25 protein-coding genes are annotated in these 25,002 nt (G+C 75.1%); 16 read left to right on the top strand and 9 right to left on the bottom strand.

The genetic code is table 11. The features are described from left to right. Positions 1–321: 321 nt before the first annotated feature. The 6 genes from GA0070215_RS07800 (at position 322) to GA0070215_RS07825 (ending at position 9,156) form a co-directional block, all read left to right on the top strand. The gene (locus GA0070215_RS07800) at positions 322–1,455 is read left to right on the top strand and encodes a peptidoglycan recognition protein family protein (RefSeq protein WP_091043368.1); all 1,134 of its coding nucleotides are present in this window, start codon (positions 322–324) and stop codon (positions 1,453–1,455) included. Between the two features lie 260 nt (positions 1,456–1,715). Continuing rightward, the gene (locus GA0070215_RS07805) at positions 1,716–4,901 is read left to right on the top strand and encodes a penicillin acylase family protein (protein WP_091043371.1); all 3,186 of its coding nucleotides are present in this window, start codon (positions 1,716–1,718) and stop codon (positions 4,899–4,901) included. Between the two features lie 75 nt (positions 4,902–4,976). Further along, complete coding sequence (gene dinB / locus GA0070215_RS07810) at positions 4,977–6,164, top strand: DNA polymerase IV (protein WP_091043375.1); 1,188 nt, start codon at positions 4,977–4,979, stop codon at positions 6,162–6,164. A gap of 105 nt (positions 6,165–6,269) precedes the next feature. Beyond that, on the top strand, positions 6,270–7,202 hold the full coding sequence (locus GA0070215_RS07815) for a hypothetical protein (protein ID WP_091043379.1): 933 nt from the start codon (positions 6,270–6,272) through the stop codon (positions 7,200–7,202). Positions 7,203–7,315: 113 nt separating this feature from the next. Beyond that, positions 7,316–8,533, top strand: coding sequence for a sensor histidine kinase (locus GA0070215_RS07820; protein WP_091043383.1), 1,218 nt, complete (start codon positions 7,316–7,318; stop codon positions 8,531–8,533). Then, entirely contained in the window at positions 8,530–9,156 is a 627-nt protein-coding gene (locus GA0070215_RS07825; protein WP_018784216.1) for a response regulator, read from the top strand. The genes GA0070215_RS07820 and GA0070215_RS07825 overlap by 4 nt, the downstream gene beginning before the upstream one ends. A gap of 5 nt (positions 9,157–9,161) precedes the next feature. Here GA0070215_RS07825 and GA0070215_RS07830 read toward each other — a convergent pair whose 3' ends face one another. Further along, on the bottom strand, positions 9,162–9,875 hold the full coding sequence (locus tag GA0070215_RS07830; RefSeq protein WP_091043386.1) for an RraA family protein: 714 nt from the start codon (positions 9,873–9,875) through the stop codon (positions 9,162–9,164). 265 nt (positions 9,876–10,140) lie between these two features. Between GA0070215_RS07830 and GA0070215_RS07835 the strand changes: the two genes are divergently transcribed. After that, positions 10,141–10,539 (top strand): DUF2267 domain-containing protein, encoded by a 399-nt coding sequence (locus GA0070215_RS07835; protein ID WP_091043728.1) that lies wholly within the window; start codon positions 10,141–10,143, stop codon positions 10,537–10,539. A 10-nt stretch (positions 10,540–10,549) separates the two neighbouring features. Continuing rightward, the gene (locus GA0070215_RS07840) at positions 10,550–10,810 is read left to right on the top strand and encodes a hypothetical protein (RefSeq protein ID WP_018784213.1); all 261 of its coding nucleotides are present in this window, start codon (positions 10,550–10,552) and stop codon (positions 10,808–10,810) included. 4 nt (positions 10,811–10,814) lie between these two features. Here GA0070215_RS07840 and GA0070215_RS07845 read toward each other — a convergent pair whose 3' ends face one another. Beyond that, entirely contained in the window at positions 10,815–11,744 is a 930-nt protein-coding gene (locus GA0070215_RS07845) for a diacylglycerol/lipid kinase family protein (protein WP_091043389.1), read from the bottom strand. A gap of 209 nt (positions 11,745–11,953) precedes the next feature. On the opposite strand from GA0070215_RS07845, the gene GA0070215_RS07850 reads away from it, so the two are divergent. The 3 genes from GA0070215_RS07850 (at position 11,954) to GA0070215_RS07860 (ending at position 15,913) form a co-directional block, all read left to right on the top strand. Then, on the top strand, positions 11,954–12,496 hold the full coding sequence (locus GA0070215_RS07850; RefSeq protein WP_091043391.1) for a hypothetical protein: 543 nt from the start codon (positions 11,954–11,956) through the stop codon (positions 12,494–12,496). A gap of 8 nt (positions 12,497–12,504) precedes the next feature. Then, positions 12,505–13,044: a hypothetical protein gene (locus tag GA0070215_RS07855; protein ID WP_091043394.1), complete on the top strand. Its 540-nt coding sequence runs from the start codon at positions 12,505–12,507 to the stop codon at positions 13,042–13,044. A 127-nt stretch (positions 13,045–13,171) separates the two neighbouring features. After that, positions 13,172–15,913, top strand: a complete 2,742-nt coding sequence (locus GA0070215_RS07860; RefSeq protein ID WP_091043398.1) for an AAA family ATPase — start codon at positions 13,172–13,174, stop codon at positions 15,911–15,913. Between the two features lie 24 nt (positions 15,914–15,937). Here the strand turns inward: GA0070215_RS07860 and GA0070215_RS07865 are convergent, their stop codons facing one another. After that, the gene (locus tag GA0070215_RS07865; RefSeq protein WP_018784208.1) at positions 15,938–16,516 is read right to left on the bottom strand and encodes a TetR/AcrR family transcriptional regulator; all 579 of its coding nucleotides are present in this window, start codon (positions 16,514–16,516) and stop codon (positions 15,938–15,940) included. A gap of 70 nt (positions 16,517–16,586) precedes the next feature. Between GA0070215_RS07865 and GA0070215_RS07870 the strand changes: the two genes are divergently transcribed. Further along, positions 16,587–17,132: a hypothetical protein gene (locus tag GA0070215_RS07870; RefSeq protein ID WP_018784207.1), complete on the top strand. Its 546-nt coding sequence runs from the start codon at positions 16,587–16,589 to the stop codon at positions 17,130–17,132. A gap of 3 nt (positions 17,133–17,135) precedes the next feature. On the opposite strand, the gene GA0070215_RS07875 is transcribed toward GA0070215_RS07870, so the two are convergent. The 3 genes from GA0070215_RS07875 to GA0070215_RS07885 form a co-directional block, all read right to left on the bottom strand. Then, positions 17,136–17,288: an acyl-CoA thioesterase gene (locus GA0070215_RS07875; RefSeq protein WP_244166907.1), complete on the bottom strand. Its 153-nt coding sequence runs from the start codon at positions 17,286–17,288 to the stop codon at positions 17,136–17,138. Positions 17,289–17,476: 188 nt separating this feature from the next. Beyond that, a complete protein-coding gene (locus GA0070215_RS28380; protein ID WP_167361494.1) occupies positions 17,477–17,995 on the bottom strand; it encodes a hypothetical protein in 519 nt (172 codons plus the stop codon). Between the two features lie 122 nt (positions 17,996–18,117). Continuing rightward, positions 18,118–18,423, bottom strand: a complete 306-nt coding sequence (locus GA0070215_RS07885; RefSeq protein WP_018784204.1) for a DUF1330 domain-containing protein — start codon at positions 18,421–18,423, stop codon at positions 18,118–18,120. 171 nt (positions 18,424–18,594) lie between these two features. On the opposite strand from GA0070215_RS07885, the gene GA0070215_RS07890 reads away from it, so the two are divergent. Beyond that, positions 18,595–19,554, top strand: coding sequence for a hypothetical protein (locus tag GA0070215_RS07890; RefSeq protein WP_091043403.1), 960 nt, complete (start codon positions 18,595–18,597; stop codon positions 19,552–19,554). A gap of 114 nt (positions 19,555–19,668) precedes the next feature. On the opposite strand, the gene GA0070215_RS07895 is transcribed toward GA0070215_RS07890, so the two are convergent. Beyond that, positions 19,669–20,514, bottom strand: a complete 846-nt coding sequence (locus GA0070215_RS07895; RefSeq protein ID WP_091043406.1) for a S1 family peptidase — start codon at positions 20,512–20,514, stop codon at positions 19,669–19,671. 384 nt (positions 20,515–20,898) lie between these two features. Between GA0070215_RS07895 and GA0070215_RS07900 the strand changes: the two genes are divergently transcribed. Next, positions 20,899–22,344 (top strand): glycoside hydrolase family 10 protein, encoded by a 1,446-nt coding sequence (locus tag GA0070215_RS07900; protein ID WP_091043408.1) that lies wholly within the window; start codon positions 20,899–20,901, stop codon positions 22,342–22,344. 115 nt (positions 22,345–22,459) lie between these two features. Further along, positions 22,460–23,392: an NHL repeat-containing protein gene (locus GA0070215_RS07905; RefSeq protein WP_091043413.1), complete on the top strand. Its 933-nt coding sequence runs from the start codon at positions 22,460–22,462 to the stop codon at positions 23,390–23,392. 46 nt (positions 23,393–23,438) lie between these two features. On the opposite strand, the gene GA0070215_RS07910 is transcribed toward GA0070215_RS07905, so the two are convergent. Together GA0070215_RS07910 and GA0070215_RS07915 are read right to left on the bottom strand one after the other, a co-directional pair. Beyond that, positions 23,439–23,774, bottom strand: a complete 336-nt coding sequence (locus GA0070215_RS07910) for a hypothetical protein (protein ID WP_244166908.1) — start codon at positions 23,772–23,774, stop codon at positions 23,439–23,441. A 10-nt stretch (positions 23,775–23,784) separates the two neighbouring features. Next, positions 23,785–24,405, bottom strand: a complete 621-nt coding sequence (locus GA0070215_RS07915) for an L-threonylcarbamoyladenylate synthase (RefSeq protein WP_091043417.1) — start codon at positions 24,403–24,405, stop codon at positions 23,785–23,787. A 96-nt stretch (positions 24,406–24,501) separates the two neighbouring features. Between GA0070215_RS07915 and GA0070215_RS07920 the strand changes: the two genes are divergently transcribed. Beyond that, positions 24,502–24,885 carry a hypothetical protein gene (locus GA0070215_RS07920; protein WP_091043422.1) on the top strand — a complete coding sequence of 128 codons (384 nt, stop codon included), beginning with the start codon at positions 24,502–24,504 and terminating at the stop codon, positions 24,883–24,885. Positions 24,886–25,002 lie beyond the last annotated feature (117 nt).

The raw sequence follows: 25,002 nt of genomic DNA on the forward strand, positions 1-25,002 counted from the left end.
CGTACGGGTGGGCGGCCGGCGCGGGGGCACCGCCGTCCGGGCGGCGAGCGGGCGCCCGGCCCGGCCGCCGGATCGGTGCCGGTCGGGCCGGCGACGGCTCCGGTCCGGCGGCCACGGCGGACCGCGGACGACCATGGTCCGTCCCGGTCAGCGGACCGGAGATCGCCTACTCCGGCGGCAGGCGCGGCCGGTTCACCGGCAGCGAACGTCGCTTTTGTCCTCTGGCGCACCACCCGGGCTTGGCAATATTCTCCACCACGCGCTCAGTCGTTGCATTTCCTTTACACCGCCCGGCGCCGGTCGGGCCACCGAGGAGGCGAGATGCACTTCGACCACCCCGAGCTGGACCGCCGTACGCTGCTGCGGGCCGGCCTCGGCGCCGCCGCGGTCGCGGTCGTCGGCAGCGAGCTCGCCCTACCGGCCGCCGCGCGGGCCGCGCCGGGCGCGGACCTCGACTGGATCATCGCCTGCGACGAGTGGGCCGCCCGCCCACCGGCCGACCCGCTGTCGGTCAGTGCGATCCCGACCAACAAGATCATCGTGCACCACATGGCGTTCCCGAACGTCACCGACTACTCCGAGGAGCACGCCAAGCAGCTCGCCCGCGACTGCCAGGACCTGCACATGGACGGCAACGGCTGGTCCGACACCGGGCAGCACTTCACGGTGAGCCGCGGCGGTCACGTCCTGGAGGGACGGCACGGCAGCCTGGACCGGCTGCGCGAAGGCGACCGGCAGATGGTCGCCGCGCACTGCCCGGGCGAGAACGGGCGGGCCATCGGCATCGAGAACGAGGGCACCTACGTCACCGAGACGCCGCCGGAGGAACTGCTCGACGGGCTGGTCCGGCTCTGCACCGCGATCTGCCGGCAGTACGGGCTGCACGCGCACGACATCTTCGGTCACTGGGGCTTCCGCGCCACGCTCTGCCCGGGCGCGATGTTCTACCGGGAGTTCCCGGCGCTGCGCCGGGCCGTGTGCCACAAGCTCGGCACCAAGCTGGGCGACGTGCCGGCCCGCCGCTGGCCGGACATCTGGCGCTTCGTCGGCGGCCCGGTGGTCCGGGTCGCCCAGGAGCTGCTCACGTTCCGCGGCTACACCGTGCCGGCCACCGGCGTGTTCGACGCGGCCACCGTCGCGGCGGTGCAGGACTGGCAGGCGCGCAACGGCATTCCGGTCGACGTCGACGCCACGCTCACGGCGCCGACCTGGGAGACCCTGGCTCCGGAGCTGGACCAGAAGTCCAGCGGGATCCCGGTGGCCGCGGCGCAGTCCATGCTCGCCTCCAAGGGATACGCCGAGGTCACCGCCACCGGCGAGTACGACCACGCCACCCGTACGGCGGTGAAGGACCTCCAGCGCCTACACGGACTACCGCCCACCGGCAAGATCAGCACGACCACCTGGTGCGCGCTGGTGGGGGGTGTGGTGCGCGAGTCGTTCCGCAAGCACTGACGGCGCACCGGCGGGGAGAGAGCGGTGGGGGTGGCAACGGCGCCACCCCCACCTCGTCGTTGCGGGATGGAACAAGACGAAACGTCGGCATTGACGACTGGTGAACGACGGCTATCCCGGACGGCGGCGGTGCGCCGATCATTGCCCGGAGATAGATATGAGTCATTCTCACCTCCGGGCAGGACGCCCGGGCGCGGAGGCCGAGACGCCGTCAGCCGGGCGTACCGAACGGCCCTACTCCGCGTCCCCGGAGGATCGCCATGCCACGACCCCCCGTCCGCGCCCGCCTCGCGGCGCTCACCGCCGCCGCCCTCACCGCGAGCGTCCTGACCGTCGTCCCGCCGTCACCGGCGCTCGCCGCCACCACGTTCACCCCCGACGACTACTGCCTCGGCCAGTGCGCCGACATCCTGCCCCCGGGGCAGAACGGCAACGCCACACTCGTCGCCATCCTCGCCCACCAGGCGCTCGGCACCCGCCCGGCGCACTCCAGCGACCAGCTCGACGAGTACGCCAACCTGGTCTACAACTACGCCGGCCTGACCGACGAGCAGATCGCCCACTTCTACAACGACGCCTCGTTCGGCGTCCCCGACGCGCAGGTCGAGAGCAGGATCTCGCCGCGCGCAGACGTCACCATCGTCCGGGACAGGGCCACCGGCGTCCCGCACGTCACCGGCACCACCCGCGCAGGCACCATGTTCGGCGCCGGGTACGCCGGAGCCCAGGACCGGCTCTGGGTGATGGACCTGCTGCGGCACGCCGGACGCGGCACGCTCACCTCGTTCGCGGGCGGTGCGCCGGGCAACCGGGAGCTGGAGCAGAGCATCTGGGCCAACTCGCCGTACTCCGAGGCCGACCTCCAGGCCCAGGTGGACGCGCTGCGCCTCAAGGGCACCCGGGGTCAGCAGCTCCACACCGACGTCGCCGACTACATCGCCGGCATCAACGCCTACATCGACAAGTCGATCGCCGACGACAACTACCCCGGCGAGTACGTCCTCACCGGCGCCGGCAAGCCCAGGCACTTCACCATGACCGACCTGATCGCCACCGCCGGCGTCATCGGCGGGCTGTTCGGCGGGGGCGGCGGCAGCGAGATGCAGTCCGCGCTGGTCCGGGTGGCCGCCCGGGCCAAGTACGGCCCGACCGAGGGCGACCGGGTCTGGACGGCGTTCCGGTCGCAGAACGACCCGGAGACAGTGCTGACGCTGCACGACGGGCAGAGCTTCCCGTACGGCGCGACACCACCCGGCGCCACCAGCGCGGTGCTACCCGACGCCGGCACCGTGGTCGCCGAGCCGTTGGCGTACGACGCCACCGGCGGGGCCGCCGCCCGCACCGGCAGCAGCGCCGCCACCAAGGACCTGCTCGGCGGCCTGTCGAACCTGCGCGCGCAGGGCATGTCGAACGCGGTGGTGGTCTCCGGCCGGCACACCACAAGCGGCAATCCGGTGGCCGTGTTCGGCCCGCAGACCGGCTACTTCGCGCCGCAGCTGCTCATGCTCCAGGAACTCCAGGGGCCGGGGATCAGCGCCCGCGGCGCCGCGTTCGCCGGGCTGAACCTCTACGTGCTGCTCGGCCGCGGCCAGGACTACGCATGGAGCGCCACCTCCGCCAACCAGGACCTGACCGACACGTACGCGGTGCCGCTGTGCACCACCGACGGCAGCGCGCCGACGCTGCGCTCCAACCGCTACCTCTACCGTGGCCAGTGCGTCGCGATGGAGGTGCTGGAGAAGCGCAACTCCTGGTCGCCGACGCTCGCCGACTCCACCCCGGCCGGCGCGTACACGCTGCGCTCGCTGCGCACCAAGTACGGGCTGGTGGCCTACCGGGGGCTGGTGAACGGGCAGCCCACCGCGTTCACCAAGCTGCGCTCCACCTACCGGCACGAGGCCGACTCGGCGATCGGCTTCCAGGCGTACAACGACCCGGCGGCGATGGGCAGCGCGGCGGCGTTCCAGGCGTCCGCGGCCGGCGTCGGGTACGCGTTCAACTGGTTCTACGTCAACTCGACCGAGGCGGCGTACTACAACTCCGGCTCCAACCCGGTCCGCCCGTCCGGGCTCGACCCGAACCTGCCGGCGAAGGCGGAGCCGGCGTACGAGTGGGCCGGCTGGAACCCGGACACCAACGACGCCACGTACACCCCGGCGTCGGCCCACCCCCAGTCGGTCAACCAGGACTACTACGTCAGCTGGAACAACAAGCAGGCGCGCGACTTCGGCGCGGCCGACGGAAACTTCAGCTACGGCGCGGTGCACCGGGGCCAGTTGCTCGACGGCCCGGTGCAGGCCGCGATCGCCTCGCGCAAGGTCGGCCGCGCCGACATCGTCCGGATCACCGCCGAGGCGGCGGTGACCGACCTGCGCGGGCAGCAGGTGCTCGGCGAACTGCTGCGGGTGCTCGACAGCACGCCGGTCACCGACCCGGCGCTCGCCGCCGCGGTGACCAAGCTGCGGGCCTGGCAGCAGGCCGGGTCGCGGCGGGTGGAGACGTCGCCCGGCTCGAAGGTCTACCAGCACGCCGAGGCCATCCGGATCTTCGACGCCTGGTGGCCGCTGCTGGCCTCGGCGCAGTTCCGCCCCGGGCTCGGTTCCGACCTGTACGCCGCGCTCGTCGACGCGCTCGACGTCAACGAGGCGCCCTCGGGCGGCCAGAACGGTGCCCGCGACGGCACCGTGAACTGGGCGTCGCAGGGGCAGGCGCACAAGGGCTCGGCGTTCCAGTACGGCTGGTGGAGCTACGTCGACAAGGACCTGCGGGCCGTGCTCGGCGACCCGGTGGCCGGCGGGCTCGGGCGCACGTACTGCGGCAACGGCAACCTGGGCGCGTGCCGGCAGGCGCTGCTCGACACGCTCGGCCAGGCCGCGGCGGCGTCCGCCACCACCGTCTACCCGGGCGACTCGTCCTGCGGGGCCGGCGACCAGTGGTGCGCCGACTCGATCGTCCAGTCCGGGCTCGGCGGCATCACCCAGCCGCTGATCGCCTGGCAGAACCGGCCGACCTACCAGCAGGTCGTCTCGTTCCCGGCGCGCCGGGGCGACACGGTGACCAACCTGGCGCAGGGCCGTACCGCCACCGCGTCCAGCACCCAGTTCCTGACCAGCTACACCCCGGCCAAGGCGGTGGACGGCAGTCTCGGCACCCGGTGGGCCAGCCGCTACAACGACAACCAGTGGCTGCGGGTGGACCTCGGTTCGGCCCGGACCATCAGCCGGGCGGTGCTGCGGTGGGAGGCCGCCTACGCCACCGGCTACCGGGTCGAGGTCTCCGGTGACGGCAACTCCTGGCAGCCGGTGTTCAGCACCACCACCGGCAACGGCGGCGTCGACAACGTGACGTTCGCCCCGGTCAGCGCCCGCTACGTGCGGATGTACGGCGTCAAGCGGGCCACCTCGTACGGCTTCTCGCTCTACGAGTTCGAGGTCTACGGGCGGTGACCACAGGCGGCCGGCCGGCCGCCTGTCCGGGCAGGTCAGCCGCGCCCTTTCGAACACCTGTGCGATGATGACGCGGTGTCGAGCGAGGTCACCATCCTGCACGCCGACCTGGACGCGTTCTACGCCTCGGTCGAGCAACGCGACGACCCCCGGCTGCGCGGCCGGCCGGTGATCGTCGGCGGCGGCGTGGTGCTCGCGTGCAGCTACGAGGCCAAGGCCCGGGGCGTGCGCAGCGCGATGGGCGGCCGGCAGGCGCGGCGCCTCTGCCCGGACGCGCTGGTGGTGCCGCCCCGGATGGCCGCGTACACGGCCGCCAGCCGGGCGGTGTTCGAGATCTTCCGGCACACCACCCCGCTCGTCGAAGGGCTCAGCATCGACGAGGCGTTCCTCGACGTGGGCGGGCTGCGGCGGCTCGCCGGGGCGCCGACCGCCGTCGCGGCCGCGCTGCGGGAGCGGGTACGCCGCGAGGTCGGCCTGCCGATCACCGTCGGGGTGGCCCGGACGAAGTTCCTGGCGAAGGTGGCAAGCGGCGTGGCCAAGCCGGACGGGCTGCTGATGGTGGAGCCGGAACGGGAACTGGCGTTCCTGCACCCGCTGCCGGTCGAGCGGCTGTGGGGCGTCGGCCCGGTCACCGCCGCCCGGCTGCGCGAGCGCGGCATCCGTACCGTCGGGCAGGTGGCCCGGCTGGACGAGCCGGCCCTGGTGTCGCTGCTGGGCGGGGGCGCCGGGCGGCACCTGCACGCCCTGGCCCACAACCGCGACCCCCGGGCGGTGCAGGTGGGCCGCCGCCGTTCCTCGATGGGCGCGCAGCACGCGCTGGGACGCGGGCCGCACTCCCCCGCCGACCTGGACGCGGTGCTGGCCGGGCTGGTCGACCGGGTCACCGGGCGGATGCGGGCCGCCCGGCGCACCGGCCGCACGGTGACGCTGCGGCTGCGCTTCGCCGACTACACCCGGGCCACCCGGTCGCACACGCTCGACGAGCCGACCGCGCAGACCGGGCCGCTGCGGGCCGCCGCCGGGGACCTGCTGCGCGCCGCGCTGCCGCTGATCGCCGAACGTGGCGTCACGCTGCTCGGCGTCTCGGTGGGCAACCTCGGCAGCGGGCACACCCAGCTCACCCTGCCGTTCGCCGCCGAACCGGGCCCGGCGCTGGACGCCGCCGTCGACGCGGTGCGGGACCGCTTCGGATCCCGGGCGCTGACCCGCGGCGTGCTGCTCGGCCGCGACCCGGGCGTCGAGATGCCCCGGCTGCCGGACTGACCGGCCGGCCTCCTCCCCGGGTAGGAGACGGACTCCGACCCGTGGCCGCGGGTGCGGCCTGCGGGCGGGCGCGACCGGCCCGGCCCGTCACGAGCATCTACAGGCATGACTACCCTGCGGAACCGGGCGGCCGGATGGCACCGCCCCCTGATGCTCCTCGTGTCCGCGATGGCGGTGCTCACCGTCGTCGCCGCGATCGGTGTCGTGGCCGACCCGCGCGTGCTCACCGGCGCGCCGATCTGGCTCAAGCCGCTGAAGTTCGCGATCTCGTTCGTGCTCTACGGCGTCACGCTGGCCTGGATGCTGTCCCTGCTGCCCCGCCGCAGCCGGGCGGCCGAGCGGGCGGCCACCGTGATCGTGGCCGTGTCCGTGGTGGAGATGGCCGTCATCGTGGGTCAGGTGCTCCGCGGCACCACGAGCCACTTCAACGGCACCACCACGCTGGACGCGGTGCTGTTCAACGTGATGGGCGTGGCGATCACCGTGCTGTTCGCGGCCCAGTTCGTGCTGGCGGTCGTGCTGGCCCGCCGGTCGCTTCCGGACCGGGCCGGCGGATACGCGGTCCGGCTCGGTCTCGCCGTGTCCCTGCTCGGCATGCTCGTCGCGTTCCCGATGGTGGCGCAGCGCCCGGCCGGCGCGCCCGCCGGGATCAGCGGCGCGCACAGCGTCGGCGTCCCCGACGGCGGCCCGGGGCTGCCGCTGCTCGGCTGGAGCACCACCGGCGGCGACCTGCGCGTCGGGCACTTCGTCGGGATGCACGCGTTGCAGGCGCTGCCGCTGCTGGCGATCCTGCTCGACCGGTTCCTCGGCGCGCGGCTGGACGAGCTGACCCGGGCCCGGCTGGTGCTCGTCGGCGGCGTCGCGTACGCGGGACTGACGCTGCTGCTGACCGGGCAGGCGCTGCGCGGCCAGCCGCTGCTCGCACCGGACGCGCGCACGCTCGCCGCGGCGGGGGTGCTGGTGGCGGCCACCGCGACGGCCGCCGCGCTGGTGCTGGCCCGCCGGGCCCGGCGTACCGGTGTGGTGCTGGTCGGATGAGCGCCACGGTCCCCGGCCGGGTCGGCCCGGCGGTCCACCTCGGACCGCCGGTCGGATGGCGGCGGCCGGTGGACACGGTGGCCCCCGCCGCAGCGGTTGCCTAGGCTGGCGCGGTGAGGTGGGTCGGCCGGCTGTTCGACGCGCGCGACACGTTCGCGCGGATCCTGCTGCTGGACCTCAGCGGCATCGGCTACCTGGTCTTCGGCGCGCACGGCGGCCCGGCCGCCACCGGTACGCAGTGGGCACTGGCGGTCCCGGCGTTCCTCCTGGCGCTGCTGTGCCACCGCCGGCCGCTGGTGAACCTGCTGCTCCAGTCGGCCCTGCTGGTCGCCGCGCTCGTCCTGGTCGACGACGAGACGATCAACCAGGTCGGTGCGAGCTGGGCGCTGCTGGAGCTGACCATGCGCGCCACCCGGCCCCGCACGATCTGGCTCGGTGCCGGGCTGCTGGCCGCCGTCGACCTGACCGGCCTGATCGGCGCACCGGTCCGTACCGTATTGACCGGCCTGTTCGGACCGGCCGTCACCGTCGGCCTGCCGCTGCTGCTCGGGCTGGTCGTGCGGACCACCCGGGAACTCGGGCGCCAGGCGCAGGAGCGGGCCGAGGCGGAACGGCGCCGGCGCGAGTCGGAAGACCGGGCGGCCCGTGCCGACGAGCGCGGCGCCATCGCCCGGGAACTGCACGACGTGCTCGCGCACCACGTCGCGTCGATGGTGCTGCGGGTCGGCGTGGCCCGGCACGTGCTGCCGGACCTGGATCCCCGGGTCGGTGAGGTGTTCGACGACGTCCACGCCACCGGCACGGCCGCGCTGACCGACCTGCGGCGGCTGGTGGCGGTGCTGCGCGGCCCGGACGGCGTACGCGGTGACGCCGCCCTGACCGCGATCGACCCGTCGGCGCTGCCGGCCGCGCTCGGCGCGGCGGTCGACCGCGCCCGGCAGGCGGGCGTCGTGGTGGAGGCCGACGTCGACCCCGGGGTCGGCACGCTCGACGCGGTACGCGGCCAGGCGGTGCTGCGACTGACCCAGGAGGCGTTGACGAACGTGGCGAAACACGCGGGCGCGGCGGCCCGGGCTCGGCTGACCGTGTCGGTCGAGGACGGCGCGGTGCACTGGGCGGTGACCGACGACGGGCGGGGCGCCGCGCCGGCCGGGGTGCCCACCGGCGGCGGTCACGGCATCGTCGGGATGCGGGAACGGGTCGAGGTGCTCGGCGGGCGGCTGGAGGCCGGGCCCACCGGGTCCGGCTGGCGGGTACGGACCGTGCTGCCCGGGGCGGGGCCCGCCCCGCACCCGCACCGGCCCCGCGCCGGGATGCCGGAGCCGGCGTGATCCGGGTGCTGCTGGTCGACGACCAGCACCTCATCCGGGCCGGTCTGCGGATGCTCTGCGACGCCCAGCCCGACCTCGAGGTCGTCGGCGAGGCCGACAACGGCAGGGACGCGGTCGCCCTCGCCGCCCGGCTACGCCCCGACGTGGTGGTGATGGACCTGCGGATGCCCGGTGTCGACGGGATCACCGCGACCAGCCGGATCCTCGCCGACCGGCCGGCCACCCGGATCATGGCGCTCACCACGTTCGGCGACGACGACCACCTCTACCCCGCGCTGACCGCGGGCGCCTGCGGGTTCCTCCTCAAGGACGCGCCCCCGGCCGACCTGCTCGCGGGCGTCCGCCGTGCCGCCGCCGGCGACAGCCCGTTCAGCCCCGACGTCCTGCGCCGGCTGGTCGAGCGCGCGGTGCACGCCCGCGCCGGCGCGCCCCGGCGTACGGCCGGCCTGACCGCCCGCGAGCGGGACGTGCTGGACCTGGTCGCCGACGGGCTGTCGAACACCGAGATCGCCGACCGCCTGCACATCGGGGTGACCACGGTGAAGACGCACATCACCAGCCTGATGACCAAGACCGGCAGCGCCAACCGGGTACGCCTGGCGCTGTGGGCGCGCGGCGGCTGACCGGGTCACTCCTCGATCGCGCCGCCCACCGCCCGCAGGTGCGCCCGGAACGTCAGCGCCGGGTCCGCCTCCCGGGCCGCCAGGTACGCGCCGAACCCGACCTGCGCGCGCAGCGAATCGCCGGCCCGGATCCGGTCGGCCTGCCGCCGCTCGGTGTCCCGGATGGACTCGGCCAGGTCGAACAGCTCCCCGGCCCGGTCGGCGGGTACGAACAGCACGCCGTCGTCGTCGGCCAGCGCCACATCCCGCGGGCCGACGGTGAGCGGTCCGACCCGGGCGTGCTCCAGCGCCCCGGCCGGGCGCGGGTCCAGGGCCAGCGGCCCGCTCGGGGTGGCGCCGAGGCTGAACACCGGCAGCCCGACCGCGACCAGGTCCGCGGTGTCGCGGTGCGCGCCCCACACCACCAGTCCGGCCAGGCCGGCGGCCCGCGCCTCCAGCACCACCAGGTCGCCGACGCAGGCGCGGTCGGTGCGCCCGCCGTCGTCGACGACGAGCACGTCCCCCTCGGTGGCCCGCTCGATCGCCTCCAGGAAGACGTCCACGCTGCCGGCGTGCCGGGCCGGGCGGACCCGGCCGGCCAGGCGCCGCCCGGGCAGCACCGGGACGACGGCGGCGGGGGCGCAGCGGACGGGGACGCCGGCGCGCAGGCAGGCGTCGGCGACGTGGGCGGTGGTCAGCGCGGCGAAACGCGCGGCCGGCGCGTCCTGACGGATGTCCATGCGACGACGCTAACCAGCCGACCCGGCCCCGGGCAGGTGCCAGTCGGCGTCCGGTGGCCTGCGGCGGTCGGCCGGGCCGGACGGAGACCGCTCGCCCGTCCGGTCCAGGGGCGAGCGGACGGTGTCGGCGCGACGGTCGGTCATGACGGCGGTTACCCGGCTCCGGGCCGGCGGGTCGAGCCCCGCGCCGTGCCGGGCGGTGCGCGGCCCGTTTGCGGAGGTCGAGGGTGGGAATCCCGCGATCCCGGCGGAGGAAGGCGGCGAGATGGACCAGGATCAGTTCATCGGCGCGGTGGCCCAGCGGTGCGGCGCGTCCGCGGAGCAGGCCACCGCGATCACCCGGGCGACGTTTACCACGCTGGCCGAGCGCATCGACGGCGGGGAGGCGCGCGACCTCGCCGACCGGCTGCCGGAGGCGCTGCGGGCGTACGCGTTCGGCCCGGCCGAGGACGCCGAGCCGTTCGGGCTCGACGTTTTCGTGGAGCGGGTGAGCGGACGCGCCGACGTCGACGTGGACGCCGCCCGGGACGGGATCACGGCGGTGTTCGACGTGCTGCGCGACGCGGTCAACCCGGCCGCCTACGCGCAGGTCGTCGGGCAGCTCCCGGCCGAGTACGGCGACGTGGCCGACCAGAGCGCGCCGTACGTGCGGCGCACGGCGTGACGGGGACGCGATGAGCGAGGACGCGCTGCGCCGCCCGCCCGAGGCCGACGCCCAGGAGCAGCGGCAGGACGAGACGCTCGTCGGCGGACCCGACACGGTCGGCACGGCGGTGCCCGAGGCGAGCGAGGCGGACCTGGCCGAGCAGGGCGTGCTGCGCCCGCCGAGCGACCGGGCCGGGCTGGGCGAGTCGGTGCGTGACGACCTGACCGCCGCCGACGCGGTGGAGCAGAACACCGAGATCCCGCTGCCGGACGAGGAGCACTGGGCCTGACCGGTCAGTGGTCCGGGCTGCCCGCGGGCGCCATCAGCCGCAACGCGTTCGGGTCCAGGCCGATGCGGACCGGCGTCCGCCCGTACGGCTCGCCGTCGACCTCGATGCGAGCCGGCCGGTCGGTGTCCAGCCACAGCTGGCGTACCGCCAGGAACGGCTCGTCGCCGAGCGTACGGCGGTGGCCGGCCGCCGCGTTGCGCGCCGTCTCGCGCAGCAGCCCGCGACGGGTCGGCCCACCCACCGGGTACGCGACCAGCAGCCGGTCGTCGGCGGTGGCGTCGGCGGTGATGGGCCGGCCGGCGTGGAAGCCGCCGTTGGCCACGTACACCTGATGCGTGGTGAACGTGTGCTCGCGGCCCTCGGCGCGGACCGTCACGGCCAGCGGCCGGTGGCGGGCCAGCAGCCCCAGCCCGGTCAGCGGGTACGCGAGCCGCCCGACGACCCGCTTCAGCCCGGGCGGCGCGGCCTGCATGATGTCGGCGGACAGGCCGACCCCGACGTGGTTGGTGAACCGGGTGTCGCCGATCAGGCCCAGGTCGACGTCGATCACCTTGCCGCCGGTGAACACCGCGATCGCGGCGTCCAGGTCGAGCGGGACCCCGACGGTGCGGGCGAAGTTGTTTGTGGTGCCCAGCGGCAGTAGGCCCATCGCGATGTCCCGGTGGGCGAGCAGCCGGGCCGCCGCACCGACCGTGCCGTCGCCACCGCCGGTGACCAGCAGGTCCGGCCCCAGGTCGGCGGCCTCGGCGAGAACCCGGTCCAGCTCCCCCGGCCGGTCCGCCGGGTACGCGCCGAGCAGCGCGAAACCGGCGGCCCGCAGGCGTGCGTGGACGGTGTCGTAGAGCCGCCGGCCGCGCCGGGAGTGGGCGTTGACCACGAGCACCGCCCGCCGTCGTTCCCGGATCGCCGTCGACAGTTCCTGCTTGGTCCGCACGGATGCGACCCTATCCGGCGGCACCCGGAGGGACCGGGCCACCGCGTCGGCAGCGGTGCGGCCCGGTGGTGGACCGCACCGTGCGGCGCCGGTCGGTTCGGCATCGGCGCGCTGCGCCCGCTGGGCCGGCCGTATCCGTCCGTCCGCAAGGTCACCGCATAGGGAAACCCCCGATTACGGGCGGTGACGACATGCCTAGCGTCGATCACATGGCATCTGACGCGCTCACACCGTCCCGGACCGGCCGCGCCCGGCTGGCGCTGCCCCTGCTGCTGCTCGCCCTGCTCGCCCCGGCCGGGTGCGACGGCGGCGACGCAGGTCCGCCGGACTCCGCACCGGCCGATGTCGCCGGGGACGGGGACGCGGACGCCGGCACGCTCGCCGGGGTCCGCCCGCCCTGCCCGTTCACCGCCGCTCAGGTGTCGGAGATCGTCGGGCAGAGCATGCGGGACGACGGGAACTGCGCGTTCGGCGACGGCAAGGGATTGGCCAGCCTGACCGTCACCACCGCGTCGGCGGAGGCCGGCGTGACGACCTACGACTACCAGCACGAGCAGGCCGGCAAGCAGTACGAGAAGGTCGTCGACCTGGACCGGGGCGAGCGGAGCTACCTCGCGGTCAAGGACATCGGCGGCGAAGCGGTGCTGATCGACGGCAAGGGCGCGTACACCGTCACCATCAGCAGCTTCGGCGGCGGCACCGCCGGCAACGAGCAGATCCTCCGCCGTACGCTCGACGCGATTCCGGGCTGAGGGCAGGCATGCGAACCCGTGGACTGATCGCGCTCACGCTGGCCGCGGCCCTGCTCACCGCCTCGGCCGGCTGCGGCGGCGACGAACCGCCGGCTGCCGGTGGCGCCGCCCCGGGCGCGAGCGCGCCGGTCGCGGAGCCGACCGGGGAGGCGCCGGCGAGCACCGAACCGGTGGACGACGCCGCCGCCCCGCAGGCGTGCGCGCTGGTGCCGAAGGCCGACGCGGAACGCCTCGCCGGCACCGCGCTGCAGGAACCGGTGGTTTCCGACCGGTCGTGCACCTACACCGGACCGACGAGCGGGCCCACCGCTCAGGTCGAGGTGTTCGTGGGCGACGGCGCCAAGAAGTACCTCGACATCGAACGGCAACTCGGGCACGAGATCCGTGAGCTGGCCGGGACGGCCGACGAGGCACTGCTCACCGCGGAGACGTTCTTCCTGCGCAAGGGCGAGTTGTGGGTGGCGGTGCGGCTGGTGCGGCTCAACGACCCGCAGGAGAACCGGGCGCCGCTGGAACGGCTCGCCCGTACCGTCGCCGGCCGGATGTGAGGCGGCCGGTGCGTGGCCGGCGTCTACCGCACCAGGAGGTGATCCCGCCGTCTCGACATGCGGACAGCTTCGGGGCCAGGCCGCGCCGACGCTGGGTTCGCGGGCGCGGCTGTGCCACCATCCCGCCATGGACGCCGCACTGGTCGGCCGCGACGCGGTCGTCGAGCGGGTGTGGCGTGCCCTGACCTCCGGTACGCCGGTGCTGCTCGACGGTCCGAGCGGCATCGGCAAGACCGCGCTCTGGCGGGCAGTGGTCGCCCACGCCGGGCGCACCGGCTGGCGGGTGCTGTCCGCCGCGCCCACCGAGGCCGAGACCGCGCTGCCGTACGCGGCACTCGCCGACGTGCTCCGCCCGCTGGCCGACGCGCTACCGGGGCTGCCCGCGCCGCAACGGGTCGCCGCCGACATGGTGCTGCTGACCGGCGAGCACGACGGCGCGGTGGACGAGCGGGCGGTGGGCGCGGCCACCCGTACGCTGCTCGACGCGGCGGTCACCGACGCGCCTCGGGTGCTGCTCGCGGTCGACGATCCGCAGTGGCTGGACCCGCCGAGCGCCCGGGCGCTGCGGTTCGCGCTGCGCCGGCTGACCCGGTGGCCCGCCGTCCTGGCCACCCACCGCACCGGGGACAGCCCTCCGGTGCCGGTGCCGCTCGGGCTCGACGACGACCCGGCCGGGCGGCCCGCGCTGCTGCGCGCCGCCGTACCCCCGCTCACTCCGCCCGACCTGCACCGCGTCCTCGCCGCCCGGCTCGGCGGCACGCTCAGCCGTCCGCTCACCGACCGGCTGGCCCGCGACGCCGACGGCAATCCGCTGCTGGCCATCGAACTGGCCCGCGCGGTGCTGCGGCTGCCGCGCCCGCCCGCGCACGACGAGGACCTGCCCGTACCGTCGTCGCTGCGCCTGCTGCTCGCGGAGACCCTGCGGGCGCTGCCCGGTCCGAGCCGGGACGCGGTGCGGCTGGCCGCGCTGCTGTCCGTGCCGACGCTGCGGGACCTGGCGGCGGCGGGTGCGCCGGCCGGAGCGCTGGACGCGGCCGAGGACGCCGGGCTGGTCGTGGTCACGCCGAGCCGGATCGACTTCGCGCACCCGCGGTACGCGGCGGCGGTGCGCGAGAGCATCCCGCCGGGGGCCCGGCGGCAATTGCACGCGCTGCTCGCCGGTGCGGTCGCCGACCCGGACGAGCGGGCCCGGCACCTGTCCCGGTGCACTGTGGCGCCGGACGTCGCCGTCGCCGCCGATCTGGCCGCCGCGGCGGCCCGGCAGCGGGTGCGCGGCGCATCGGCGCTCGCCGCCGACTGGTACGCCCGGGCGGCCGAGCTGACCCCGCCGTCGTCGGCCGCCGACCGGAACCGGCGCCGCCTCGACGCGGTGCAGTGCCGCATCGACAGCGGCGACTACGCGGCGGCCGGGCGGGCCGCCGCGGCGGCGGCCGACGAGCTGACCGGCGCCGAGCGGGGCGAGGCGCTGCTGTTGCGCGCGCTCGTCGCGTGGTGCGTCGACGACCTGGTCACCGCCGTCCGGGTCGCCGAGCAGGCGCTCGCCGCCGCTGGGCCGGACGGCGACCTGGCCGGGCGGATCCACACCCACCTGACCATGTTCCACGACCAGCCGGAGCCGGCCCGCCGGCACGCGCGCGCCGCGATCGCCCGCCTGTCCGGCCGCGACGAGCACCGCCCGCTGCTGACCGCCGCGCTGCTGCTGCTGTTCTTCAACGAGGTACGCGCCGGCGGCCCGGCGCCCACGGAACTGCTGGACCGGGCGCTGGCGCTGGAGGACGGCGAGCCGTCCTTCCTGGCCGGTTCGGTGCCGGCGATCTGGTGGAAGTCGGTCGACGACCACGACCGGGCGCGGGCCCGGCTGCACCTGATGCTGGACCTGGCGGTGGCACGGGGCGACGACCCGCTGCGGCACGAGGTGCTGACCCATCTCGGCGAGACGGAACTGCTGGCGGGGCGCTTCGCCGAGGCCGGTTCGCACATCGCCGCCGCCCGTGACCTGGGTGAGCAGCTGGGTACCGGGCTGGTGGGCGAGAGCTGGCTGGGCGGTGTGCTCGACGCGCACCGGGGCCGGTTGGCGCAGGCGGGCGCCGCCGCAGCCGGGCTGCGCCGCGACGACGACCTCGCCGACACGTGGAGCCGGCGACTGCACCACCAGCTCACCGGGCTGGTGGCGCTGGCGTCCGGGGAGTGGGCCACCGCCGCGACGGCGTTCGGCGCGCTCGCCGCCGATCTGGACGGGTCGGGCATCGCCGAACCGCTCGGGCAGCGCTTCGAGCCGGACTGGATCGAGGCGTGCGTGGGCGCCGGTGACCTGGACACCGCGCACGCCGCGCTGGACCGGCTGGCCCGGCGCCACAGCCGGCTGCCACGACCGTGGACGACGCTCGGGCTGGCCCGCAGCCGGGTCCTGCTGGCCGGCGCGACCGGTGCGGATCCGAGCGCGGCGCTGGACGCGCTGACGCAGGCCCGGGCCGCGGTGCCGGAGGCGGTGCTGCCGCTTGACCGGGCCCGCTGCCTGCTCGCCGCCGGCCGCGCGTACCGGCGGGTGCGGCGACGCCGGGAGGCGCGGGCGGCGCTCGACGCGGCGGTGGCCGAGTTCGACGCACTCGGCGCGTCCGCGTTCGCCGACCGGGCGCGGGCGGAGCTGGGCCGCATCGGCGCCCGCACCCCGGCACCGACGACGCTCACCGCGACCGAGGAGCGGGTCGCCCGGCTCGCCGCGCGGGGCCAGACCAACCGGCTCATCGCCGACGCGCTCTACATCAGCCCGAAGACGGTGGAGGCCAACCTGGCCCGGGTCTACCGCAAGCTGGGCATCGCCAGCCGTGCCGAGCTGGGCGCGGCGATGGGCCGGCCGCCGGGCGACTGAGTCGCTCAGCACCGGCCAGGGCGCTCAGGACGCGGCCAGCGTGCCCAGGTGCGCGCCGAGCAGCTCCCGGGCACGCGCGGGCGGCATCCGCTCGGGGTACAGGAGCGCATGCAGCGCGAGCCCGTCGAGCAGGGCGTGCAACCGGGCGACCGTTTCGTGGTCGGCGGCCGGTTCCCCGGTGAGCAGCACCACGGCGAACTCGACGGCGCGGCGGATGCCGTCGTCCGCGTCGGCCATCCGGGCACGCGCCACCGGGTCGGTCTGGGCGCGCGCGGCGAGCAGCAGCCACACCTCGGCCTCGCGGACGCGCTGGCGGTCCAGTGGCAGCAGTTGTTCCAGGATCCGCTGGGCGACCTCGCGCGGGCCGCCGGTGCGGTCGTCGGCGGCGATCCGCTCGGCCGCCTCGGCCTGCACGTGCTCCATGGCGAACACCAGCAGCTCGGTCTGGGTGGCGAAGTAGTGCCGCAGCGCGCTCGGTGACCAGCCCGCCTCGGCCGCGATGCTGCGGACGGTGGCGGCGCCGACGCCGTCGCGGTAGACGACCCGCCACATCGCCTGCGCCAGTTCGGCACGGCGCGCGTCGTGGTCGACGATCTTGGGCACGGGCCCCTCCGGAACGTGGTTGACGACCGCTGTTACGGTTATCGCACAGCGTACTAAAAAGGGAGGCCGCATGCTCGTGGCAGTGATCGTCGGATGCGAGGTGGCGTTCTGGGTGGTGCTGCTCGCCGGCCTGATCGCCCGGTACCCGCTGCGGCGGCCCCGCCTCGGCGCCGCCCTGCTGATCGCCGTGCCGGTCGTCGACCTCGTCCTGCTTGCCGCCACGATGATCGACCTGCGCCGGGGCGCCACGGCCACGTTCGCCCACGGCCTCGCCGCCGCGTACCTCGGGTTCTCGGTGGCGTTCGGGCACAGCATGGTGCGCTGGGCCGACGAGCGGTTCGCGCACCGGTTCGCCGGCGGCCCTCCCCCGCGCCGGGCCCCCCGGTACGGGATGGCCCGGGCCCGGCACGAGTGGCGCGAGTGGGGTAAGGGCATGATCGGCTGGGCGGTCGCCTGCGCCGTGCTGCTCGCCGGCATCGCCCTGGTCGGCGACGGCGAGCGCACCGCCGAGCTGTGGGCGTGGACCGGCCGGCTCAGCCTGGTGATGGCGGGCTGGCTGGTGTTCTGGCCGGTCGCGTACACCGTCTTCCCGAAACGGGCGCCGCGCGACGCGTGAGATTCACCCACCGCGCCCGGCGACCCGGCCGGACGCGCGCAGCCACTCCCAGCGGGCGTGCTCGGCGTACTGGAGGTAGACCGCCTGGTTGAGGTGCCCCTGCGTGTCGAGTCCGTAGCCGCGCACGGTGACGCGCACCCGGAACGGATCTGCCATGCCGGCAGCCTAACCAGGGGCGCAGCGGTAATCCGGGTGCGGTCCGGGCCGCGCGCCTCTAGCCTGCCCGGCGTGACAGTGGAGATCGTGACCCTGGCGCAGCGGCCCGACCTGGCGCCGCTGCTGGACGCCGACTTCGACGGCGCCTGGCCGCCGTTCATGCTCTGGGATCCGATGGGCGCGATCTACTACGGCGTCGCGCACGAGACGTACCCCGAGTTCGTCTTCGCCGCCGTCGACCCGGCCGAGCCGGGCCGGGCCGTGGCCCGGGGGTACGCGGTGCCGCTGCGCTGGACCGAGGACGAGCTGCCCGACGGCGGCTGGGACCGGGTGATCCAGCGGGCCACGCTCGGCCGGCTCACCGGGTCCACGCCGAACCTGGTGTCCGCGCTGGAGATCTGCGTGCGCCCGGACCGGCGCGGCGGCGGGCTGTCCGGGCTGATGCTCGCGGCCATGCGCGCGGCGGTGGCCCGCGCCGGCTTCGACACGCTGGTGGCGCCGGTGCGCCCGAGCGGCAAGGCCGCCGTCCCGGACGTGCCGATGACCGAGTACGTGGCCCGGCGCGGCCCGGACGGGCTGCCGGCCGACCCGTGGCTGCGGGTGCACGTCCGCGCGGGCGGGGTGATCGAGCGGGTCGCGCCCCGGTCGATGACGGTGACCGGCACGCTCGCCGACTGGCGGCGCTGGACCGGGCTGCCGTTCGACACCTCCGGCCCGGTACGCGTGCCGGGCGCGCTGACGCCGGTGCTCGTCGACGTCGACCACGACCACGCCGCGTACGTCGAGCCCAACGTGTGGGTGCGCCACCGCCTCCGAGCGGGCCGGCGGATCAGGCCGGCCAGGCGTGACCGATCCCGTCGAGTAGCAGGACCACGCCCTCGGTGGCCGCCTCCCGGTCCCGGGAGATCTCCCGGTACTCCGGCGAGGTGGACCAGCGCTCGAAGTCCTCGCGGCTGCCGAACGACAGCAGCACCGCCTTCTGGTGCGGCCAGTCGCCCTCCACCACGCGAGGAGCGGTGTCGGCGGCGAGCAGCTTCCCGCCGTACCGGGCCAGTACCGGCGGGAAGGCGGCGGCATACCTGTCGTAGCGCGCCCGGTCGTGGATGGTGAGCTGTGCGAGGGCGTAGACGGTCACCGGGTCAGGCTACCGACCGCCCGAGCGCCGCGGTGTCGTCCGTCAGGTCGGCCCACCGCCGTCGTGACCCGGCCGACTGTCCGCTGTGCTCTAGCCATTATGCCTCTGACCTGCGAATACTGGTAGCAGACTCGCGCGCCGCGCGTCGGGTGGGGGAAGAGGTGGGGCACGATGATCGGACAGGAGACCCAGCCGGAGGCCATACCCGAGCCTCGGAGCGCGCCGGAGGGCCCGGTCCGGCCCGCCGCGCCGGTTCCCGCCGCCGTGTGGCAGGTCCGCGTGCGTACCAAGCTCGACGACCTGTACCAGCAGCTCGCGGTGCTGTCGCCGCGTGATCCCGAGCGGGCCGAGGCGCTGCGCGCGCAACTGTCCGGGGTGGAGGGGGTGCTCGGACGCAGCGGCGTGGTCGAGTGGTTGCGCGGCGGCAACCTGGAGTACGCGTGGCAGACGATCCACTCGGTGGAGCGGGCCATGGTGGCGCTGCGCTCCCCGGACGAGCTGACCGGGCTGCTGCCGGCGTACCGGAGCGCGGCGGCGCAGGTGCTGCCGGCCGACGACAAGGTGCTCACCGATCTCGACCCGTCGGCCGGAGCCCCGTCCGACGCGCTGCTGCGCGCCCGGGTGCAGGCGTTGCTGCTGCGCTACCACTCGGCGTCCGACGAGTTCCACGAGTCGGCCCGCCGGCTGCGCAACCGGATGCTGGGCCTGTCGGTGTTCGCGCTCGTCGCGGAGATCCTGGTGGTGCTGGTGCAGTGGCGCAGCCACGACGTACGGCTGCTGGAGGCGCCGACCGACGCCGGTGGCGTGCCGGCGTGGCGGCTGTTGTTCTTCGTGCTGATCGCCGGGGCGCTCGGGGCGTTCCTCAGCGCGCTGCCCTCGATGATCACCTCACGGTCCGGCGGCCTGCCCTACAAGCTGCCGTTCCAGCAGGGGCTGCTCAAGCTCACGATCGGCCCGCTGGTCGCGGTGGTCGGCATCATGCTCGTCATCGGCGGCCTGGTGGAGACCAGCGTCAGCAGCACCGCCGCGCTGCTGGGCCTGGCGATCGTGTTCGGCGCCGGGCAGCAGGCCGTCACCGCGTTCGCCGACCGACGGGCGGCCGAACTCCTCGGGCCGGCGGCCAAGAGCTGACGCCGGGTGGTGACCTCGACCGGCCGTGTCACCTGCGCGTCTACGCGGCGTTCGGGGACCAGGAGCGGCTGACCCAGCCGGTGCGCAACAACAACTGCGCGGGCTGAGCGCCGGTTAGGGGATGGCCAGGCCGTACGCGGCGAGGATCTCCAGGATCGGCTGGTAGTAGCTGGTGCCGCCGCTCGTGCAGTTGCCGCTGCCGCCGGAGAGGACGCCGATGACGGTGCCGGTCGCGGCCACGTAGAGCGGGCCGCCGCTGTCGCCCGGCTCGGCGCAGATGTTCGTGCGGATGAGCCCGGTGACGCTGCCTTCGGCGTAGTTGACGGTCTGGTTCAGCCCGGTGACGGTGCCGCACCGTACGCCCGTGGTGGCGCCGCTGCGGCAGACCCCCTGCCCGACGTACGCGCTGCCGGCGGCGGTGACGGTGACCTGCCCGGGGTAGGTGTGGACCGCGCTCGGGTGGGCGACGGCGCCGGTGTAGCGGACCACGCCGTAGTCGTTGCCGGGGAAGCTGCTGCCGCTCCGGCTGCCCAGCACCGTGGTGCGGGCGCTGTCGGCGTACCAGGTGGCGGCGAGGCGCGTGCAGTGCCCGGCGGTCACGAAGTACCAGGTGGTGCCGCTGCGCACGTTCGCGCCCAGGGAGCACCGCCCGCCGCCGCCGTAGATCGCCTGACCGCCGGCGATGAGCGTGCGCAGCCGCCCGGGTTCGTGGCGCAGCACCGCGTCGGCCCGGTCGGCGGTGCGGCGCAACGCGGCCAGCTCGGGTCCGCGTACCGTGTCGTCGGCGGTGACGGTGAGCCGGCCGGTGGCCGGGTCGCGCCCCCAGGCGGTGCCGGGCGTACGGAGATCGGCGAGCGCGGCGGGATCGGACGGCGGTGCGGCGACGCCGGCCCGGGCGAGCGCCGGGGTGCCGGCGAGCAGGGCGGCGAGGACGAGTACGACAAGCGCGGGTCGGCGCATCCCCCGACACCTCCTCCATCGTCTACGGTCGATCTGCCAAGCATCGGTCCGGTGGCGCGATCGACTCAAGTGGCAGAACCGGCGGCCCCCGAAACTTCCGGAACCGCGCCGGGCGGTAGGCGCACGCTCGCAGCCCGCACCCACCCGCAGACTCCGCCTGCTCACCCGATGCCGGCCGCCCAGGGTCGACGCATCGAGGTGATTAAGTTTTCGGAACACTTCCGGTAGGCTCCGGGCAGAGATTCGCTTCGATCCACTCACGATGTGCCGGGGAGTCACTCCCGGACCTGGCGCGGCCACCGGGCGGCCGCGCGGAGCCGACGTCGTGGCGGGCGGTGGGGCCGAGGCGAGCCGATCCCATTGTCAGGCTAGAGAGGCATTCAGATGGACAAGGTGCTCGCCCGCGGCAGCGGGAGCGCGGCAGCCCGGTCACGCCCGCGGACCGCTGTGATCGCGATGGTGGCGGGGGCCGCGGTGGTCGCCGCGACGACAGCGGTGGCGACCAGTGCCAGCGCCGGCACGACGCTCGGCGCGTCGGCGGCGGAGCAGGGCCGGTACTTCGGCGCGGCGGTGGCGGTCAACAAGCTGTCCGACAGCACGTACGTCGGCATCCTCAACCGCGAGTTCAACTCGGTGACCGCCGAGAACGAGATGAAGTGGGACGCCACCGAGCCGTCCCAGAACCAGTTCAACTTCACCAGCGGCGACCGGCTCGTCGCGCACGCCCAGGCCAACGGCATGCGGGTACGCGGCCACGCGCTGGCCTGGCACTCGCAGCAGCCCGGCTGGGCGCAGAACATGTCCGGCAGCGCGCTGCGCCAGGCGATGCTCAACCACGTCACCCGGGTCGCCACCCACTACCGCGGCAAGATCGACTCCTGGGACGTGGTGAACGAGGCGTTCGACGACGGCAACAGCGGCGCCCGCCGCAACTCCAACCTGGAGCGCACCGGCAGCGACTGGATCGAGGCCGCGTTCCGGGCCGCCCGCGCCGCCGATCCGGGCGCCAAGCTCTGCTACAACGACTACAACACCGACAACTGGAACTGGGCCAAGACGCAGGCCGTCTACAACATGGTGCGGGACTTCAAGGCCCGGGGCGTGCCGATCGACTGCGTCGGTTTCCAGTCGCACTTCAACAGCGGGTCGCCGTACCCGAGCAACTACCGCACCACGCTGCAGAACTTCGCCGCGCTCGGCGTCGACGTGCAGATCACCGAGCTGGACATCGAGGGCTCCGGCAGCACCCAGGCCACCACGTACGGCAACGTGACCCGGGACTGCCTGGCCGTGCCGCGCTGCAACGGCATCACGGTCTGGGGCATCCGGGACACCGACTCCTGGCGGGCCAGCGGCACCCCGCTGCTGTTCGACGGCAGCGGCAACAAGAAGCAGGCGTACACCGCCGTGCTGAACGCCCTCAACGCGGGCGGCACCCCGCCGCCCACCACCGCGCCGCCGACCAGCGCCCCGCCCACCTCGACACCGCCCACCAGCGCGCCGCCGACCAGCGCGCCGCCGACGACGCCCCCGCCGACCGGCGCCTGCACCGCGACGTTCACCACCAACCAGTGGCCGGGCGGCTTCGTCACCAACGTCCGGATCACCGCGGGAGCCGGCGGGCTCAACGGATGGGCCGTGTCGCTCACCGTGCCCTCGGGCTCGGCCGTCACGAACACCTGGAGCGCCCAGGCCAGCGGCACCACCGGCGCGGTGACGTTCCGCAACGTGGACTACAACCGCCAGGTCGGTGCCGGTGGCACCACCGAGTTCGGATTCCAGGGCATCGGCACGGCGCCCTCCGGCACGCCGGCCTGCGCGGGCGGCTGACAGTCGGCGCGACCCGGCACGGGGCGACCGTGCCGGGTCGCGTCCCCGGCGGGCACCCGCTTGCGACCGTACAGTGGGGTAGGTCCTGTTCCACCGTCTCGCCGGAAGGACCACAGTGAACCGACGCATCAGGACCGCTATCGGCGTCGCCCTGACCGCCACCCTCGTCACCACCGCCGCACCGGCCCCCGCCGCCGCCCACGACCGGCGCCCGGCAGTGATCGCGCTGCCGGACGGCTTCCAGCCGGAGGGCATCGCCGCCGCCGGCCGGTACGCCTGGTTCGGGTCGCGGGCCACCGGAGAGATCTACCGCGCCGACCTGATCACCGGAGCGGGCCGGCAGGTCAGCCCCGCCACCGGCACCCCGTCGCTCGGCCTGAAGGTCGACAGGCGGGGCCGGCTCTTCGTCGCCGGCGGCACCGCCGGCGACGCGCGGGTGATCGACACGCGCACCGGCGCCGTGCTCGCCCGCTACCGGTTCGCCGACGCGCCGACGTTCGTCAACGACGTGACGCTCACCCGCGACGCCGCCTGGTTCACCGACTCGAACCGGCCGGTGCTCTACCGCCTGCCGCTGGGACGCGGCGGCACGCTGCCGCCCGCCGGCGGCTTCACCACGCTGCCGCTGACCGGCGACTTCCAGCAGAGCGGTACCGGCGTCAACCTCAACGGCATCGTGCCGACGCCGGACGGCCGAGGGCTGATCGTCGTGCAGTCGAACACCGGCATCCTGTTCCGGGTGGACCCGGCCACCGGCGTCACCACCGCCGTCGACGTGCCGGGCACCACGTTCGTCAACGGCGACGGCCTGCTGCTGATCGGCCGCACGCTGTACGTGGTGCAGAACCGGCTCAACCAGATCGCCGTGGTCGAACTGAACCGCGCCGGCACCACCGGTGTGCTGCGCCGGGTCCTCACCGACCCGGACTTCGACGTGCCGACCACCGTCGCCGCCGCGCTCGGGCGGCTCTACCTGCCCAACGCCCGGTTCTCCACTCCGCCGACGCCGGCCACCCCGTACACGGCTGTCGCCGTCGACGGGCGCTGATCGGGGCCGCCGCCCGCGCCGGACGTCCGGCGCGGGCGGCGGCTGCTCACTCCTGCATCTCCGGCCCGAGCAGCCGGATCTCCTCGATGTCGATGGCCGCCTGGAGCTGCCGCAGCACCGCGTCGTCGATCTGCCTGGTGTTGCGCAGCCGGGAGATCTCCTGCCGCTTGTGGTCGAGCACCCGCAACCGCAGCCGCCGGGCCGCCTGCCGCTCCCCCTCCGCGTCCTCGCCGCCCGGGTCGCGGGCGGCGGCCAGGTGGTTCTCGTAGTCGGCGCGCAGCCGGTCCACGGTGTCCTGCGTGGCGCCCACGTCGCTGGCGGCCGGGGGCAGCGCCGCCAGGGCGGCCTCGGCCGGCCACGGCGGAGGCCCGGCGGGGCGCAACGGGTGATCGTTACTCGAAGCGGGAGGGGTCGCCGGCGCCGCGGCGCAGGATCTCCGGCTCCGGGCCGGACAGGTCGACCACTGTGGTCGGCTCCAGCCCGCAGTCCCCGGCGTCGACCACCGCGTCGACGAGGTGGTCGAGCCGCTCCTTGATCTCCCAGCCCTGGGTCATCGGCTCGTCCTCGCCGGGCAGCAGCAGCGTGCTGGTCAGCAGCGGCTCGCCGAGTTCGGCGAGCAGCGCCTGGGTCACGGCGTGCCGGGGCACCCGCGCCCCGACCACCCGCCGCCGCGGGTCCTGCAACCGGCGGGGTACCTCGGCGGTGGCCGGCAGCAGGAACGTGTAGCTGCCCGGGATGACCGACTTCACCTGCCGGAAGACCGCGTTGCTGAGCTTGACGAACTGGCCGAGCTGGGCGAAGTCGGCGCACATCAGCGTGAACGGGTGCCGGTCGTCCAGCCGCCGGATCTCCCGGATCCGCTCCACGCCGTCGCGGTTGCCGATCCGGCAGCCGAGCGCGTAGCAGGAGTCGGTCGGGTAGGCGATCACCCCGTCGGCGCACAGCAGGTCCACCACCTGCCGGATCACGCGGGGCTGGGGGTTGTCCGGATGCAGGTCGTAGTACCTCGCCACGCCGGCCAGCCTATGTCCGCGCCCGGGCGGGCGCAGGTTTGGCCGGGGCGGTTTCCGGAAACAGGTGGGGGCCGTTCACGACAGGGGGACCGAACAATGTCCGAAGCCAGCACAGACCGCGTCGCCGACCGCCCCGCGGAGGTGACCGATCCGCTGCTGTGGGACCTGGCCGCCGCGGTGGCCGACGCGCACCAGCCGGACGCCGAGCGCGCCTGCGCCAGCCCGAGCTGCGCCGGGGCGGCGTGGCCGTGCCCGGCCTGGAACAACGCGCAGGTCGGACTGAGCGCCGCCCGGGCGCCGCAGCCCGCGCGCTCCGTCCCGGCCGCGCGCTCCGTCAGCCCGGGCGGCGCGATCACGTCGGTCGGCGTGCTCACGCCGGGCCTGGCCGGAACGGTCCCGGTCGCTCCGGCCGACCGGCAGCACGCTCAGCCCGGCGCCGGCGACGCGGCGGACAGGCTCGCCGCCGCCACCGCCGCCTGAGCACGCACGCGCGGCGCTGCCCCCGGCCACCGGCCGGGGGTGGCGGCGCGGTCCGGGGTCGCCCCGGTCACCGGTCGTACGGAGAGCCACTGCGGAGGGTCAGGACGACCCCGGAAG

The sequence above is a fragment of the Micromonospora marina genome (assembly GCF_900091565.1).
In the GTDB taxonomy this organism is placed as follows: domain Bacteria; phylum Actinomycetota; class Actinomycetes; order Mycobacteriales; family Micromonosporaceae; genus Micromonospora; species Micromonospora marina.